Annotated in this window: 17 protein-coding genes; 3 read left to right on the forward strand and 14 right to left on the reverse strand. The window is 39.0% G+C overall.

Going from position 1 to position 16,098, the window contains the following annotated elements; genetic code table 11:
* Genes CDOM15925_RS01955 through hisG form a run of 3 tightly spaced genes read left to right on the forward strand, consistent with a single transcriptional unit; the run spans window position 1 to window position 1,548 of the window.
* A complete protein-coding gene (locus tag CDOM15925_RS01955; protein WP_169940545.1) occupies window positions 1–330 on the forward strand; it encodes a hypothetical protein in 330 nt (109 codons plus the stop codon).
* The gene (locus tag CDOM15925_RS01960; RefSeq protein WP_169940547.1) at window positions 317–946 is read left to right on the forward strand and encodes a type III pantothenate kinase; all 630 of its coding nucleotides are present in this window, start codon (window positions 317–319) and stop codon (window positions 944–946) included. Before CDOM15925_RS01955 ends, CDOM15925_RS01960 begins: the two co-directional genes overlap by 14 nt.
* The gene (hisG, locus tag CDOM15925_RS01965; protein WP_169940549.1) at window positions 940–1,548 is read left to right on the forward strand and encodes an ATP phosphoribosyltransferase; all 609 of its coding nucleotides are present in this window, start codon (window positions 940–942) and stop codon (window positions 1,546–1,548) included. The genes CDOM15925_RS01960 and hisG overlap by 7 nt, the downstream gene beginning before the upstream one ends.
* 56 nt (window positions 1,549–1,604) lie before the next feature.
* Here hisG and dapE read toward each other — a convergent pair whose 3' ends face one another.
* From dapE to gatA, 14 genes are all read right to left on the reverse strand, one after another.
* Window positions 1,605–2,735 (reverse strand): succinyl-diaminopimelate desuccinylase, encoded by a 1,131-nt coding sequence (gene dapE / locus CDOM15925_RS01970; RefSeq protein ID WP_169940551.1) that lies wholly within the window; start codon window positions 2,733–2,735, stop codon window positions 1,605–1,607.
* Window positions 2,736–2,758: 23 nt separating this feature from the next.
* Window positions 2,759–4,681 carry an EAL domain-containing protein gene (locus CDOM15925_RS01975; RefSeq protein ID WP_169940553.1) on the reverse strand — a complete coding sequence of 641 codons (1,923 nt, stop codon included), beginning with the start codon at window positions 4,679–4,681 and terminating at the stop codon, window positions 2,759–2,761.
* 85 nt (window positions 4,682–4,766) lie between these two features.
* Window positions 4,767–5,381 (reverse strand): LysE family translocator, encoded by a 615-nt coding sequence (locus CDOM15925_RS01980; protein ID WP_169940555.1) that lies wholly within the window; start codon window positions 5,379–5,381, stop codon window positions 4,767–4,769.
* 211 nt (window positions 5,382–5,592) lie between these two features.
* The gene (locus CDOM15925_RS01985) at window positions 5,593–7,794 is read right to left on the reverse strand and encodes an endonuclease MutS2 (RefSeq protein ID WP_169940557.1); all 2,202 of its coding nucleotides are present in this window, start codon (window positions 7,792–7,794) and stop codon (window positions 5,593–5,595) included.
* Window positions 7,795–8,136: a hypothetical protein gene (locus tag CDOM15925_RS01990; RefSeq protein ID WP_169940559.1), complete on the reverse strand. Its 342-nt coding sequence runs from the start codon at window positions 8,134–8,136 to the stop codon at window positions 7,795–7,797. It lies immediately after the preceding gene.
* Entirely contained in the window at window positions 8,136–9,440 is a 1,305-nt protein-coding gene (murC, locus tag CDOM15925_RS01995; protein WP_169940561.1) for a UDP-N-acetylmuramate--L-alanine ligase, read from the reverse strand. Before murC ends, CDOM15925_RS01990 begins: the two co-directional genes overlap by 1 nt.
* Before the next feature lie 61 nt (window positions 9,441–9,501).
* Entirely contained in the window at window positions 9,502–9,864 is a 363-nt protein-coding gene (locus tag CDOM15925_RS02000) for an MmcQ/YjbR family DNA-binding protein (protein ID WP_169940563.1), read from the reverse strand.
* A 28-nt stretch (window positions 9,865–9,892) separates the two neighbouring features.
* Window positions 9,893–10,414 carry a YcxB family protein gene (locus tag CDOM15925_RS02005; protein WP_169940565.1) on the reverse strand — a complete coding sequence of 174 codons (522 nt, stop codon included), beginning with the start codon at window positions 10,412–10,414 and terminating at the stop codon, window positions 9,893–9,895.
* A gap of 21 nt (window positions 10,415–10,435) precedes the next feature.
* Window positions 10,436–11,098 (reverse strand): HesA/MoeB/ThiF family protein, encoded by a 663-nt coding sequence (locus CDOM15925_RS02010; protein WP_169940568.1) that lies wholly within the window; start codon window positions 11,096–11,098, stop codon window positions 10,436–10,438.
* Window positions 11,095–11,907: a carbon-nitrogen hydrolase family protein gene (locus CDOM15925_RS02015; protein WP_169940569.1), complete on the reverse strand. Its 813-nt coding sequence runs from the start codon at window positions 11,905–11,907 to the stop codon at window positions 11,095–11,097. Before CDOM15925_RS02015 ends, CDOM15925_RS02010 begins: the two co-directional genes overlap by 4 nt.
* On the reverse strand, window positions 11,900–12,103 hold the full coding sequence (gene xseB / locus CDOM15925_RS02020; protein WP_169940571.1) for an exodeoxyribonuclease VII small subunit: 204 nt from the start codon (window positions 12,101–12,103) through the stop codon (window positions 11,900–11,902). Before xseB ends, CDOM15925_RS02015 begins: the two co-directional genes overlap by 8 nt.
* Window positions 12,093–13,202 (reverse strand): homoserine O-acetyltransferase MetX, encoded by a 1,110-nt coding sequence (gene metX / locus CDOM15925_RS02025; RefSeq protein ID WP_169940573.1) that lies wholly within the window; start codon window positions 13,200–13,202, stop codon window positions 12,093–12,095. The genes xseB and metX overlap by 11 nt, the downstream gene beginning before the upstream one ends.
* Window positions 13,202–14,650: an IMP dehydrogenase gene (gene guaB, locus CDOM15925_RS02030; RefSeq protein ID WP_169940575.1), complete on the reverse strand. Its 1,449-nt coding sequence runs from the start codon at window positions 14,648–14,650 to the stop codon at window positions 13,202–13,204. The genes metX and guaB overlap by 1 nt, the downstream gene beginning before the upstream one ends.
* 2 nt (window positions 14,651–14,652) lie before the next feature.
* Window positions 14,653–16,011 carry an Asp-tRNA(Asn)/Glu-tRNA(Gln) amidotransferase subunit GatA gene (gene gatA, locus CDOM15925_RS02035; protein WP_169940577.1) on the reverse strand — a complete coding sequence of 453 codons (1,359 nt, stop codon included), beginning with the start codon at window positions 16,009–16,011 and terminating at the stop codon, window positions 14,653–14,655.
* Window positions 16,012–16,098 lie beyond the last annotated feature (87 nt).

Here is a 16,098-nt window from a genome sequence, read left to right on the forward strand (position 1 = left end):
ATGAGCTCTGAAATTTATAAAATTTTTGAGGCTCATAATCTTGTTTTAAAAGATCTAAAACAGATTGATTTAAGCGAATTTAGCAAGAAAAAAACTCTCAAATCGGCTATAGGTATTGACACAAAGGGATTTTATACTATAGTTTTCATAAGAGAAGCTAAAAGTAGATTTTTAAAAAAAGAATTTGAAAACATTATTGAAATTTGCCGAAAAATAGAAGAAAAGCTTGGCTTGAAAATTAAAAAAAGAGTTATCTTTTACAGCTCGCAAATTTGCTCGAAAACACAAAATTTGATAAAAGAATCAGGATGGAAATATGACGCTGTGTGATATCGGCAATACAAACGCCACCTTTTTTAAAGAGGGTAAAATTTCAAAGATCGATATCCAAAGCTTTAAAAATTTTAAAAGTAGTGAAAAAATATACTACATAAGCGTGAACGACTCTCTTAAATCCAAGCTTGAAAATGATGAAAATTTCGTAAATTTAGAGCCGTTTTTTGAGATTGACACTATATATAACGGACTTGGAATCGATCGCATAGTAAATTGCTACAGTATCGATAACGGAGTGGTTATTGATGCGGGAAGTGCTATAACGATAGATATAATGCAAAACAAAATGCATCTTGGAGGGTGTATCCTGCCCGGAATATCTCAAAGCCTAAAAACCTATGAAAACATATCCGAACGACTTAAGGTATCGCTAAATTCACAGATAGATCTTGAAGCTTTACCCCAAAAGACATCGGATGCCGTAAGCTACGGAGTAATCAAGCCTATCGTCCTTCTCATAGAAAATATCTCAAATAACTCTAAAATTTATTTTACGGGTGGAGACGGAGAATTTTTATCTAGATTTTTTAAAAACAGTATTTATGACAAGAGATTGATTTTTCGAGGTATGCAGGCGTTAATTGAAGAAAAAAAGGAAATTTTATGCTGACAGTTGCACTGCCAAAAGGCAGAATCGCCGAAGAGACTCTTGAAATTTTTAGAAAAATTTTCAAAACTCCGTTTTTGTTTGAGGATAGAAAGCTCATCATGCAAGAGGGGGATTTTAAATTTTTAATGGTTCGCAACCAAGATATCCCCGTTTATGTCATGAACGGAGCCGCCGATATCGGCGTAGTAGGACTTGACGTGCTTGAAGAGCACAAACCTGATGTATTAAGACTGCTTGATTTAAAAATTGGCAAATGTCGCGTTTGCGTAGGAGTTAAAGAGGGCGAAGAACTTGATTATAACGTCTCTGAACTTAAAGTCGCAACTAAGATGGCAAACATCTCTCGCAACTACTTTTCAGCCAAAGCGACACCTCTAAAAATCATCAAACTATACGGCTCTATAGAGCTAGCTCCGCTTGTTGGGCTTAGCGACGTTATCGTCGATGTGGTTGAAACAGGCGCCACAATGAAGAAAAACGGGTTAAAAGTGGCAGAAACCATCATGCACTCATCTGCACATCTGATAGCCAATAAAAATAGCTTTATTATCAAAAAAGACGAGATAATATCGCTTTACGAGAAGATAAAAACTCAAATTTAAGTGTTGTAAAAATCGAAAGTTTTCTTATAAATTTAAGTTAATTTAAGAGTGTAGATTTAAATTTTAGCGTTAAAACTTCTTATAAAATCACAAAAAATTTCATAGAGCTTTTCTACTTCATCCACGCAAACCCTCTCGTCTACAGCGTGAATTCTATCGTTTATAACGCCAAATTCAACTACTTTAACTCCAAATTCGGCCAAGTATCTAGCGTCGCTTGTTCCGCCTTTTGTATTAAGATCAGGCACGACACCAGTGATATTAGTTACGGAATTTTGTAGAGCTTTTACGACAGCGCTATTGCTATCTGTTAAAAACGGTTTTGAGCTCTGCTTGATATCAAGACTGTAGTCAAACTCTCCAAAAAGCTCTTTAACATAATCTTGCACGCGCGTTACATCCGTTTTAGTCGAATTTCTTATATTAAACATCACTTTTACGCTACTTGGAGTTACGTTACATACCTGCATTCCGCCTCTGATGTCGGTTATTACGATCTTGCTGGCGTCAAAAAAATCCCCTCCTTCATCAAGGTCAAATCCTGCAAATTTATGAAAAACGCTTGCAAGCTGATGAGTTGGATTTACGCATTTGTCTGGATATGCCGCGTGTCCTTGAATTCCGTTTATAACAAGAGTTGCGTTTATGGAGCCGCGCCTGCCCACCTTAATGGTATCTCCAAAAATTTTATCGCAAGTAGGTTCGGCTACTACTGCAAATTCGGGCAAACTTTCATTTTCTTTCATAAATTTTAAAGCTTCAAGCGTGCCGTATATAGCATCACCCTCTTCATCGCTTGTCAGTATCATAGATAAGGTGCCGTCAAATTTAACCTTACCCAAACTTATTTCAGAGCAAATTTGCTTGCAAGCACAAACAAATGCCGCGACTCCGCTTTTCATATCTTGAGCCCCTCGAGCGTATATAAATCCATCCTTTTGAACAGGATCAAAAGGCTCGCTACTCCAATTCTCTCCAGCAGGCACAACATCTACATGACCCGCAAATGCAAGATGTGCTCCACTGCCAAATTTCTTAGTAAGCATTAAATTTTTAACTCCGTTTTTATTAACGAATGTGGGTTTAAATTCATCGCAATAATCCTTGATAAATTCAAGCAATCCGTCATCATCCGGAGTAATGGATCTGAATTTCAAAATTTCTTTAAAAAACTCAATAACTTGCATAGTATTTCCGTCTAAATATAAATTTAAAGTAGAGTATGAGAAGGCTCGCCTAGATAAAAGCCTTGAAATTCATCTATACCAAGAGCCACGCAGGTTTCAAATACGCTTTTTGAATGAACAAATTCGGCGATTACCGTAATATTTAATCTCTTGGCAAAAGCGATTATCGCACTTGCGACTGAGCGCGAATCATCATCCGTATCGATATTTTTAATGATTGAACCGTCTATTTTGATATAGTCCGGCTTAAGTTTTAATATATAAGAGAAGTTGCTATATCCCGAACCAAAGTCATCAATCGCAATCTTTGCACCCATTCGCTTAACGCGCTCTATAAATTTACTAACCCGCTCAACGTTTTCGACATTTTCATCTTCCAAAATCTCAAACACCACACGATTTGCGACCTTATATCTGTTTATCCTGTCTATGATAAATACGCTCATATCGCCGTCAGTCATATCTCTACCGGATAAATTTATAGAAATGATCGCGTCAGGAGTTTCGTGAAGCAGCTTAAAGCTCTTTTCCATCAACATCTTTTCGATATCGACATATCTTTTTATACGCTTTGAAACCTCCAAAAATATATGAGGAGAAACTACTTCGCGACTATTTTGAATACGCATTAGAGTTTCATATTTCATAACCTTTTTTTGCGCATTAAATATCGGCTGATAATAAGGAATTATCTTATCGTTTACAATAGCGTCTCTAATCAAATTCGAGCGCTTAATCTGCTCTACGTACTGAACCGTATCATCGATACTCTTAAAATAACAAAAATAATCCTTGCCGCTTCTTTTTGCGAATTCAAGCGCAACTATAGCTTTTCTAAGAGTATGCGTATCATCCAGACAAAAACCGATAGTGCAATGAACCTCTATGAGATCTTGCTTGTCATCAACTCCGCGCTCGACGTCTATTATAAGACCTTTAAGGCTTTCTAAAAGATCGATCGCAAAATCCTCGTAGCGATCTATAAAAAAATCTCCGTCTTCAACGAAAGCGAATTGATCTGCACCGATTCTATAAACCTTCATACTCTCTTTTTGGGCGATTTTTTTAACTAAATCGGTAAGATATAGCAAAATTTGATTACAAATTCTCATACCGAAATAGTTATTCATCTTTCTAAAATCATCGATGTCCATAATGACTATTTTTGGCTTTCTCATATCATCTATATCTTTTTGCAAAGACGTTCGATTAGGAAGCCCCGTAAGCGGGTCAAAATAAAGTCGCTTTTCTATCTCGTTATTTTTAGAAACCAGCTCCGCATTTACGGTAGTTAATACAACCTGATTTGTTTTAAGCCGCTTGTAAAATAAAAAATACTGAAAAAGCCCGATGACCATCATAAAAGTAGTTACTATGATGGTATTTTTCATATTCGCAAAAAACCATTCGCTAAAATAGCTGTCGTGAATACCTGAAATTCTGATGTTATCCATCATGTTATATCCGATTATAACATCATCGTATTTTTTAAAATAGCAAATTTTAGCTTTATTATCAGGAAGTAATTTTATCTCTTTATAATAGCCTTCGCTTATAAATTCTTGGTATTTAATCTTATCTATACCGCAAATTTCAACGGGCAAAGGCTCTCCTATAAGCTCAGGATACCTAGAACTTGCCAAAACTATAAGCTCTCTTTCATCTTCCATCTCTTTAAGAACCCAAGAAGATAGGGCTTTTGTCTGCTCTGCATAGTTTTGAAAAGTTGCTATATCTTGTTCGGCAATAGTATTATACAAAAGCTCGACGGCATTCATGTGAGATTTTACTTTGGCGTCGATAGTTATGTTTGACATACTGCTTACGGAGGTTTTGTATTTGGTATAAAATATATAGGATACAAGCATCAAAGAACATATGATAAGTATGACTACAGGCAAAATTATAAATTGCGTTGTAGATTTTTTAAAATCAATATTTTGCATCCGACCTATTAACCTTTTATTAACACCAAGTTATATTAATCTTTTATAATATCACAATTTGATTAAAAAAGCTATTAATAAAATATTAAATATTTAAATTAAAAAATATATTATAAAAAAGACTTATTGCAAAGCCTATCAAAATAACTGCACAACTATAAGACATATACTTTATAACTCTATGCGAAATTAGCTTAGAACTCTTAAAAATAGCTAAAGGCATAAGAGTTATCCAAAGCCCGATAGCCGTAATTAATCCTGCCACCATAACCCATGCGTATCCTGCAAAGCTACTTGCAAGAGTAGCCACGCTTAGCCAAAATCCTATTGTATAAGGGTTGCTAAGAGTTGCAAATAATCCCTTAAAATAATTTTTAGCAAATTGTGTTTTATCTTTATCTAGCGTTTTTTCAAGCTTGATTTGGCTATTTGCCCCCTTAAAAATAAGCCAAGAGATAAAAAGCAGATAACAAATTCCAAAAATTCCGATCGCCTTTAAGATAAGTTCGTTTTGCAGATACTCCAACACTCCAAAACTAAGCAAAAGCAGATAAAGCACATCCGCACTCATCGCTCCAAGACCGATAGCAAACGCTCTTAAAAACGAACTAAGCGCAGCGGTCATTATCATTATATTAATAGGTCCAAGCGGTATGGCCGCTGAAAATCCAAGCAAAAGCCCTTGCAAAAAGATACTCATATAACTATGCCGATCATATAATTTTCACAAATGTATTTAATGTCGCCACCCTTGCAGATAGTCGCAACAAACAACCGATGGTCAAAAATCTCATCATCACTACAATACTCTCCATAAAATTTGCCCAAAAAGACTTTAACTCATACATAAAAGCAAATTTGACAAGCCGATACCATCCTCAGCGCAACAAAACAAATCACATAAAGCGAGTCTAGAGTCTTATTATCTTGGCTCCAAATCCACCTTGATTTGGCGGCGCATCAAAGAATTCCTTTACGCTAGGATGAGTCTTTAAAAAATTCCTAACCGCAAATGCAAGCTTACCGGTGCCGATCCCATGAAAGACGCTAACCTCATCAAAGCCCATTATCAGGCTATCGGAGATAAATTTATCAAGCTTTTCTATCGCCTCGTCTGCTCTAAGTCCGTGCAGATCAAGAGTAACGCTAGCCGTTTTTGGTTTTTGAACCTTTAAATTTACGCCTGATTTTGGAGCACTTGGAGGCGGATTGCCGCTTTTTTTAAGCATCTTGATAGGCACTCTAAGCTTAACGCCGTCGGTTTGTATAGTAGCGTCATTTTTACTAAGTCCTACCACGACGCCTTTTATCTTATTATATTTTACGTTATCGCCGATTTTTAGCTCAATTTGAGTTGAAATTTCAGGCTTTACGATAGCTTTTTTAGCCTCATTGGCACTATTTAAAGCACGCTGTTTTTCTTTGGTATCGTCTAAATTTATAGCTCTTTTAGCCTCGTTTATCGCCTTAAAATACTCTCTTTCAAGCCTATTTATAGTCTCTTGCTCTCTTATTTCGTTTTGCTCTTTTTGCTCTTTTAAGCTCTCAATGAGCAAGTCAAGCTTTTGCTCTTTTTTTACCGTGCTTTCAAGACGCTCTTTTAGCTCAACTTCCAAATTTAAAGTCTTGCTTATCATCTCGTTTAGATTTTCTTTATCTTCACCGTAAATTTTCTTCGCTTCGCTAACTAAATTTTGAGATATGCCGTATCTTGCGGCAGTTTCAAAAGCATAAGATTTGCCGATAGTTCCTTTTAAAAACTCAAATTTCGGACGAGAATTCTCCTCGTCATAAAGGGCTGCTATGAGCTCAACCTCGCTATTTTTAGCAAGCAGCATAGCAAGACGCTTATGGTGAGTAGTGATGATCATCTTGATATCGTTTGCTATAAGCCTTTCAATCATCACGCTATATAGACTAGCAGCCTCTTCAAAGTCCGTTCCAAGCTCTATCTCATCAATTCCGATGAGCAAATTTTTCTTGTTAAAAAGCCTTGAGAAGTGAAGCATGCGCCCTGCAAAAGTAGAGATATCGTTTTTTACATTTTGCGGATCTTCGATGATGGTATCAAACTCCTTAAAGCTTCCGATGTGCGAATTTTCAGCATCTATCCTTATAGGCAAAAGATACTTTGCTAAAAACGCCGCGGAAATTATTGATTTTAAAAGCATTGACTTGCCGCCCGCATTTACACCCGTTATCAAAAGCACTTTTTTACGAAAATCCACGCTAACACTCTTTGGGTTTTTAAGGGCGGGATGAGCGAAATTTTTAATAACGATATTTGACGAGCTATCACTTAGCACAAATTCATAATCCATACTCTTAGCCATAAGCACCCGCGCGCTATAAGCGTCAAATATATCAAAAGCCGAATTTATAAATTTCAAAAATAGCAAATTTTTGTGCATAACGCCACTCATCAGCTTGCAGTGCTCATATACTATCAGCTCTTTTTTATCCAAAAGCTCGCTTTGCTCTTTTTTAAGCTTTTCTATGTTTGCAGGCATTACGTAAAAGTATCCGCCCGAACTTCTTGCGACGACCGTGCCTTTTAGTACGTGATTAAACCCTCCGCGCACCAGCAAAGCTTCTTGGGCATTGACATAATGAACCTGAGTATCCACAAGATAAGGCGTTATTGATTTTGAGTAGATAAGTCGCTTTAAATCAGCGTCAATCTGAGACTTTTTCATAGCAAAAGCCGATTTTATGCCCGCAAGCCTCTCATCGACCTCATCTTTTAGCTCACCGTCTTTATCAAAGGAATTTGCGATTTTTAAAATAGCCGAAGGAATTTCTATCTTATCCAGCCACTCGCCAAGACGTCTTTCAAATTTAAGCGATTTAAGATACGAAAAATAGTTTATAATCTTAGCAAATTCATAAATTTCGCTGATATGAAGCACGGCTTGTTTGTTTAGCCTAATGAGAGCGTCATCTAAATTCGCAACCTCGCCAGGCTCTTTAAATTCCACATTTGAAAGCTCTAAAATTTTTTCATAGTGAAGCCTGCTATCTCCTTGCATAAAAAGCGGTTTTTCGCGAGCTAAAAACGAGCCGAATTTAGCGATATACTCGGTCAGATCAAGAGTATGAAGCAGTCTATCCACCTACTTCGCCTCGCAACTTTTTATCTCTATTATGACGCTGCTAAGCTCTTTAAATTCCCGCTTTGCGACAAAAGAGGCGGTGCCAAATTCGTAGTTAAATTTTTTATTGCTTACTTCCATCTCCCCGCATTTTAATATTTTACCTTGATTAAACGCGCTTAAAAGCTCGCGGGTTTTAGCCTGACTATCTTCAAAAGCACTCTCATAAACATAAGCCAAACCTCCTACAACCACGACAAAAGAGATTATTAAAATTTTAGCCTTTTTGCTGATCTTCTCATCGCTTATACTAAAGAGCAAAATAGCCACTAAAATAACTACTAAAACAAGTATAAACCTCATTATTTTCCCCTTAATTGATATGTGATGTCGCCTGCGCCAAATCCTATCACAAGTCCGTCATCAAGCAAATTCTTAACTCCGAATTCATCAAAAAACACAATACTATCATCATCTCTGCTAACGTGAGTGGTCATTATCGGATTATACTCTTTAAATTCCTCTTTCATATCTATCTCTATAGGCTCTTCGCCCGCCGCATAAACGGGCAGTATCACAAGCTCGTCAATGCCTTTAAAGCACTCTTTAAACCCTTGCAAATTTGCACTCAAGCGAGTATATCGGTGAGGCTGAAATATCGCCGTTATCTTTGAAATTCCAAGCAGCTTTGCGTATTCAAAGACCGATTTGAGCGTCGCTTTTATCTCGGTGGGATGATGAGCGTAGTCATCTATAAGCACGAATTTCTTAGTTGCCGTAAGTATATCAAAGCGTTTTTTTATACCTTTAAAATTCATCAAATTTTCACGAATTGAGCTTAAAGAGACTTCATTAATCGCAGCCAATATCGCAAGACTAGCGTCTATTGCGATATGCTCGCCCATGCCAAGCACTTCAAATTTGCCCAAATTTTTAAGATTAAAGGTAGTATATGGCACAAAATCCCTTACTACCATGGTCATATCGGTAATATCAACGCTTGGATTTAGTCTGATAGCATCAAACTTAAGCGTGCTTAAAAACTCATCTTCGGCGTTTATCACTCGAATTTTAGCTCGCTCTAAAAATCCCCTGTAAGCTGCGTGAAATTTCTGCATATCGTATTCGTAGTGCTCCATATGCTCGGGCTCCGCATTGGTTACGATGGCCAAATACGGGTTTGAGTTAAGGAAGCTTGAGTCGCTCTCATCGGCTTCAAAGATGACGTTTTCATGAGTGTTGTATTTCATGTTTGAATTAAACTGCTTTGAGATGGCGCCTATGATGACAGAACCCTCGACAAGGCTTGCAAGCATCGCCGAAGTGGTGCTCTTACCATGCGCTCCCGCAACTGCAAATACACGCTTGCCCTCAAGCACTATGGGCAAGGCTTCTTTGCGTGAAAGACACTTTATGCCGCGTCTTTTAGCTTCGATCAGCTCTATGTTATCCTCTTTGATCGCGGCTGAATAAATAACAAAATCCTGATCCGTTATCGCCTCTTTGCAGTGAGGCGTTATGACATTTATGCCTTGCTTTACGAGCTCTTTTGTCGTAACGCTTTCTTTGATGTCGCTACCGCTTATGATGTAGCCCTTTTCGTTTAAAAACCTCGCGATAGCCGATATGCCGATACCGCCTATACCGATAAAATGAACTTTTCTCAAATTTGACCTTAAATTAAATTTTAAATTTGATTATATCCAAAAGGAGCTTAGAGATATTGGTTTATCTTTTTGATTTGGTTAGCTCATAACTCTCATCAATCAGATCAAAGACCACCTCATCTAAGATATCGCTGCTTAAATTCACGCTTATCCAGTGCTTTTTGTTCATATGATAAGCAGCAAAAATTCTCTCATCATCTCTTAATAGGCTTGCCAGATCAGGCCTGCACTTTAAATTTAAGATAAAAGTTTCGCCATCTTTTTCAAGACCAAGTTTTTTATAATTAACTTTTAAGAGCAGGCAAAACCATTTTTGATTTTTCTCATGGCGAAAAATAGCATGGTCAGGATAGTTTTCAAAAACTTTTTCGTTTTTAACTCCAAATTTTTCGCTTATATATTCAAAAACGGCTTTTAGTTGCATTTGGTTTCATCGCTCTTTTTTAAGGCTTTCATTCAAAGATAGATTTATCAAATTTGCTAAAGAGAAAACTTTCTATCTCGCTCATCTCATGCTCGCTAAATTTACTGACATCGATTAAAATCGCCTGTTTAGAGCCAAACATAAGTGCAAAACCATCTTTTAGCCTATAAATTTTAAAAATTTGAGAATATTTAAGCGCAAGAGCAAAGTCGCCTTCATTCATATAAATTTTATCGCTAAATTTAAGCCACGTTTCATATCTGTTTTTATCATGAATCGCGTCACTACCCTGCTTTATCGCTTTTAACGTCATCTTTGGCGTTAGATAAATGATGAATATCCCAAGGAATATCATCGTTACCGCAGCGCTTAAAATTCCCACTTCAAACCTGTCAAATTCATCTTTTACCGAAAAAAGTAAGATCATAGAGCATATCGCAAATACGATAGTAAAGAAAATTTGCCTGATTTGACCTCTTGTGATAACGCGCACATACCGCTTTAAAAGCTTGTCACCGACGCTAAATTTACACTCAAATTCGCTTTGCATTTTAGCTTCTTGCCTTAAGTCTTATTTTGGAAGCTTAAATTTACGCAAATTTAACTCGCCGCTACTCATATCAAGATAATAAAGCAGGTCTTTTTGTACGCTTGAACCCGCAAGATATCTAAGAGCCAAATTTGCCTGAAAGCTAGCTATAAACATAACTATAGGAGCGGCAATTCCTGCGGGTTTGATGTCTGAAACCGCAAAGGCAGAAGTTAGCGAAGCTTTATCAAACAGACAAACCTGTCCGTGAAAGCTCTCAACAGAGCCGTAAAGCCAAGGCACGTCCAAGCTCTTTGCGTATTCGTTTATCTGCGCTCTTGTTTTTAGATTATCGGTAGCATCAATGATAAGATCAAATTTAAGCCCTTTGGTCGCAAATTCATCAAATTTACAAGCATGAACCGTTATCTTTACGCCGTCATATCTTCGCTCAAGGCGACTCTTAAAAATTTCAGCCTTAAATTTGCCCTCATCTCCCATATCAAAAAGAATTTGGCGGTGGATATTATGCACGCTCACTTCGTCAAAATCGACAATGTGAATTTCGCCTATCCCGCTTGAACTAAGAGCATATCCAAGCGAACTTCCAAGTCCGCCCGAGCCGATGATAGCTATGCTTTTGCTTGCCAAATTCGCTTGCGTCTCCTCGCCCCAAAGCTGAATTTGTCTATGAAAATAGTTCATATAAATTTCCTTTTATTTATAATGCAGCCAAATTCCCACATGCTTCTTGCTTTAGTAACTTCCTTTTTGCTTACATCTACAAGCAACATCTCTTCGTTTTTGCCAAGCCTTGCCTCGATATCGCCAAGCGGATTTATAAGCATGCTGTCTCCGTAGAATTTCCACTGCTCGTCGTTTGATTTGTGATTTCCGACACGATTAACTCTCAAGATATAAAGATTATTCGTAAATGCGCGAGTTTTTAAGAGCTCCTCCCATCTAGCCCGACTAAAAAACGTGCAAGCTGACGGCATAAGCACCACATCAACTCGCTTTTTCATCATATACGCCCAACACGCATCAAAGTGAGCTTCATAACCAAACATCACGCCAAATTTTATCTTCTCGTGAGTAAATGTCAAAAACTCAAATTTATCATCGTCGGAGTCGTTTTGAGAATTTGTAAAAAATTTCGCTTCATTCCAGTGAGAATACGGCATCAAAATTTGCTGTTTAAAAAATTTAGTCTGATTCGGGCTAAATTTACCGACCGCTTTTATAAGCTCTTTGCCCCTGCTTAATACGATAGGAGCGATGATCGTGATATCGTATCTCTTTGCGAATTTCGCCAATGTCTCGCGTTTGATCTCGCTTTGTTCTTTTATGATGCTTTTTGGCATACTTTCAAGCTCTTTAAAGAAGCTGTTTAGCACGTATTCTCCGAGCACGACAAGCTTAGCGCCACTATCTGCACACATCTTAAAATAATAATCAAGCCTTAAGTCGCTGATAGGCTGAGTGGGAAGTTGTAGGGCGCAAATTTTACTCATTGGATATCTCTTTTATCTGAAGTTTTGCATTTTGTAAAATTTCCCCGGCCTCATCAAGTAGCTTCTTGCCCTCTTTATGAAGCTTTACGCTCTGCTCTAAGCTTAAATCATCCTTGCTTAACTTCTCTAAAATTTCATTTGCTTTTATCAGCTTTGATTCAAAACTATCTTCTTTTAAATTTTCATCATTTTGCATCCAAAACCCTTTTTACATATTTTTCAAATTTATCAACTTCAACCAAAAACGCATCATGTCCGTAGCTGCTATCTATCTCGATATACTCGCATTCGCAAGGCTTTTCAAGCTTGGCAATCTCATCAGCCATCTCCTTCATGCAACTTGGCGGAAATAATATATCGCCACTAAATGATATGAGAGTGAGTCTCGCGCGAATTTGTGAAAGCGCGTCACTAAGGCTATCATAGTGCCTCGTGCAGTCAAAGATATTCATCATCTTAACGATATAAAGATAGCTTAACGGATCAAAGCGCTTTGGGAAATTATGCCCGTTATACTCCATATATCTATCCACTTGAAAGCGTCCAGTAAGCTCATAAAGTCCGTCGGTTTCTACATAGTTTCTGCCAAATTTCACGTCCATCGACTCAGGGCTTAAAAAGCTTATGTGTCCTGCCATCCTGCCAAGTGCCATGCCTACAAGTCCACTTTCTGCGATATCAACAGGATCGTATTCGCCGTCTTTAAACTCCCTATCGCGTAAAATTCCCTCAATTGCGATTTTATTAAACGCGATCGCCCAAGGCTTGGTCTGGTAGGTGCTTGCCATGATTATTACGTTTTTTGCAAAATTTGGAAATTCTATCGCAAAACAAAGCGCTTGCATACCGCCAAGACTTCCGCCGATAACTGCGTGAGCCTGCTTGATGCCAAGCCTTTCAAAGAGCTTCATTTGAGCTTTTACCACATCGCTTATCGTTAAAACGGGAAATCTCAAACGATACTGCCTGCCTGTGCTTTTTTCTATGCTAAGCGGATTTGTCGAGCCGAAATTTGAGCCCAAGATATTTACGCAGATGACAAAAAATTTATTTGTATCAACTGCCTTACCCTCGCCTATGAAGCTATCCCACCAACCTGGCTTTTGCTCGTTTTCATAAAATCCAGCCGCATGATGCGAGCCCGTAAGTGCGTGGCAGATGACAATGACGTTGCTTTTATTTTGATTTAAATTTCCGTAGGTTTCATAAACAAGCTCGAAATTTGAGAGAATTCGACCGCTCTCAAGGTAGAGCGGCTCGTCGAATTTCTCTTTGCCTGTTTTTAAATTTAGCACTAATTGACTTTGTAATTCGGCGCTTCATGCGTTATAACTACGTCATGAACGTGACTTTCTTTAAGCCCGGCACTCGTAATTTCTACAAATTCCGCCTTTTCTTGAAGCGTTAAGATATCTTTTGAGCCGCAATATCCCATCGCGCTTCTTAATCCGCCAAGTAGCTGATGTACTACATCTTTGATACTGCCTACATAAGGAACGCGACCTTCGATACCCTCGGGCACAAGTTTATCTTGAGCGGTGCCTTCTTGAAAATATCTATCCGAGCTTCCCTTGCTCATCGCGCCTATTGAACCCATGCCGCGGTAGGTTTTGTACTGGCGTCCTTGGAAGGTTATAAGCTCGCCCGGACTCTCGTCACAACCCGCAAGCAAGCTTCCCACCATGATACTGCTTGCACCTGCGGCAAGCGCTTTGGCCAGATCGCCTGAATACTTGATACCGCCGTCTGCGATAACGGGAATGCCGTATTTTTTAGCTTCGTTTGCGCAGTCGTCAATGGCTGAAATTTGAGGCACGCCCACGCCTGCTACGATCCTTGTAGTACAAATCGATCCTGGTCCAATTCCTACCTTTATGCCGTCAGCTCCCGCTTGCGCTAGGTCTTTAACGGCTGCAGGATTTGCGATATTTCCCACGACTACATCGACGTTAAAATTCGCCTTTATCTCTTTAAGCGTATCGATGATACCTTTCGTGTGTCCGTGAGCCGAGTCCATAACTATCGCATCAACTCCCGCTTCCACAAGCGCTCTTGCACGGTCTATCTGCCCTACTCCGATAGCTGCTGCCACTCTGAGTCTGCCGTAGCTGTCTTTGTTGGCGTTTGGATACTCTTTACGTTTTTTAAGGTCTTTTATAGTTATAAGTCCTTCTAAATGTCCGTTTTCGTCGATTATCGGAAGCTTTTCTACGCGATTTGAGTGAAAAATTTTCTCCGCTTCATCAAGAGTGCAACCCTTTGGAGCGGTTATCAAAGGAGCCTTTGTCATACGCTCTTTTACAAGTACTTTCGGATCGGTTTCAAAGCGAAGATCACGATTGGTTAAAATTCCTATAAGTTTATTTGCTTCATCAACCACAGGTACGCCCGAGATATGAAGATCCGCCATCAGCGCCCAAGCTTCGCCGACCGTTGCGTCAGGACGTATGGATATAGGATCGATGATAACGCCGCTTTCGCTCTTTTTCACCCGTCTTACTTCGCGCACTTGCGAGGCTATGTCCATGTTTTTATGTATGACGCCGATACCCCCAAGACGCGCCATCATGATAGCCGTCCTGTGTTCAGTAACCGTATCCATAGCTGCTGAGATAAGCGGGATGTTTAAGCTTATGTTCTTGCTAAAAACGGTCTTTACGCTCACCTCTTTAGGCAAAATTTCAGAGTATTGCGGGACTAAAAGCACATCTTCAAAGGTTAAAGCTCTTTTAACTATCTTCATTTTTATCCTTTTATCAAATTCTCTAAACTATACGCTCCGTCAAGTAGTGTCTGCTCGTCCCAAGCCCTGCCTATAAGCTGAGCCGAGACATTTAGTCCGTCACTTGTCTTTGCAACAGGCACTGATATCGCAGGAAGGCCTGCTAGATTTACGCTAATGGTATAAATGTCTGCAAGGTATGCTTTAAGCGGGTCTGCAAGCTCTCCAAATTTTGGAGCCACGGTAGGCGATACGGGCATTAGCATGAGATCGCATTCGCTTAAAATTTTCTCATATCTTGCTTTCGTGTATGCTCTAGCCTTTTGAGCCTTGATGTAGTAAGCGTCGTAATATCCGCTACTAAGCACAAAGGTTCCTAGCAAAATTCTTCTTTTTACCTCATCGCCAAAGCCCTCGGAGCGAGAATTAATGTAAAGTTCTTTTAAATTTTTAGCCTCTGCGCGTCTGCCGTATCTTATACCGTCAAATCTGCTTAAATTTGCGCTCGCTTCGGCGGTTCCGATGATATAATATGTCGCTATATCGCATTTTGAGTTTTCCAAATTTTTATAAACTATCTTGTGTCCTGCCGTTTTTAAGATATCAATCGCTCTTAAAAGCTCTCTTTTTGTCTCTTCGCTTGCTTCATTTACGTAGTTTTCTATAACGCAAATAGTTAGCTTTCGCTCGCCGTTTAAATTTTGGCTTACTTTTTTATATTCGATATTTGCGCTTGTGCTGTCTTTTTCGTCATGCCCAGCGATGATATCATAAAGTATCGCTGCGTCTTCTACGTTTTGAGTTATAGGACCAATTTGATCCAAACTGCTTGAGTAAGCGCCAAGACCGTATCTGCTTACGCGTCCATAAGTCGGTTTAAAGCCGACACATCCGCAAAATGCCGCAGGCTGACGCACGCTACCGCCGGTATCGCTACCGAGTGCAGCTATGGCTATACCGCCGCCTACCGCAGCCGCAGAGCCGCCGCTACTTCCGCCTGCAACGCAAGCGTGATTTAGCGGATTTAAGGTTTTGCCGTATATCGAGCTCTCAGTAGTGTTTCCCATCGCGAATTCGTCCATATTGGTCCTGCCAAAAGGCGCTAAATTCGCTTCTAAAAGCTTTTCTATGACGGTTGCGTTGTAAGGCGCTACGTAGCCTTCTAAGATTTTAGAGCATGATGTTATGCTCCAGTCTTTTACTTGGATATTGTCCTTGATCGCTATAGGAATGCCTTCTCCAAGCTTTGATATCGGTAAATTCGCAAGCTGCTCCACATAAGCTCCAAGCTTTTTCTCGGACGCAATCTTTACTTCAAGCTCGCTTCTTAGTGATCTTATTTCCTCTTTTGAGAGCTTTAAAGCCTCTTTTAAAGTTATCATCTGTTTTCCTTAAATTTATTTACTAAAACTATCCCGATGCCGACTATGCATAAAATAGTAGCGATAGTGATTACGATGATGCTAAAG

This window comes from Campylobacter sp. RM15925 (genome assembly GCF_012978775.1).
GTDB classification, from domain to species: domain Bacteria; phylum Campylobacterota; class Campylobacteria; order Campylobacterales; family Campylobacteraceae; genus Campylobacter_A; species Campylobacter_A canis.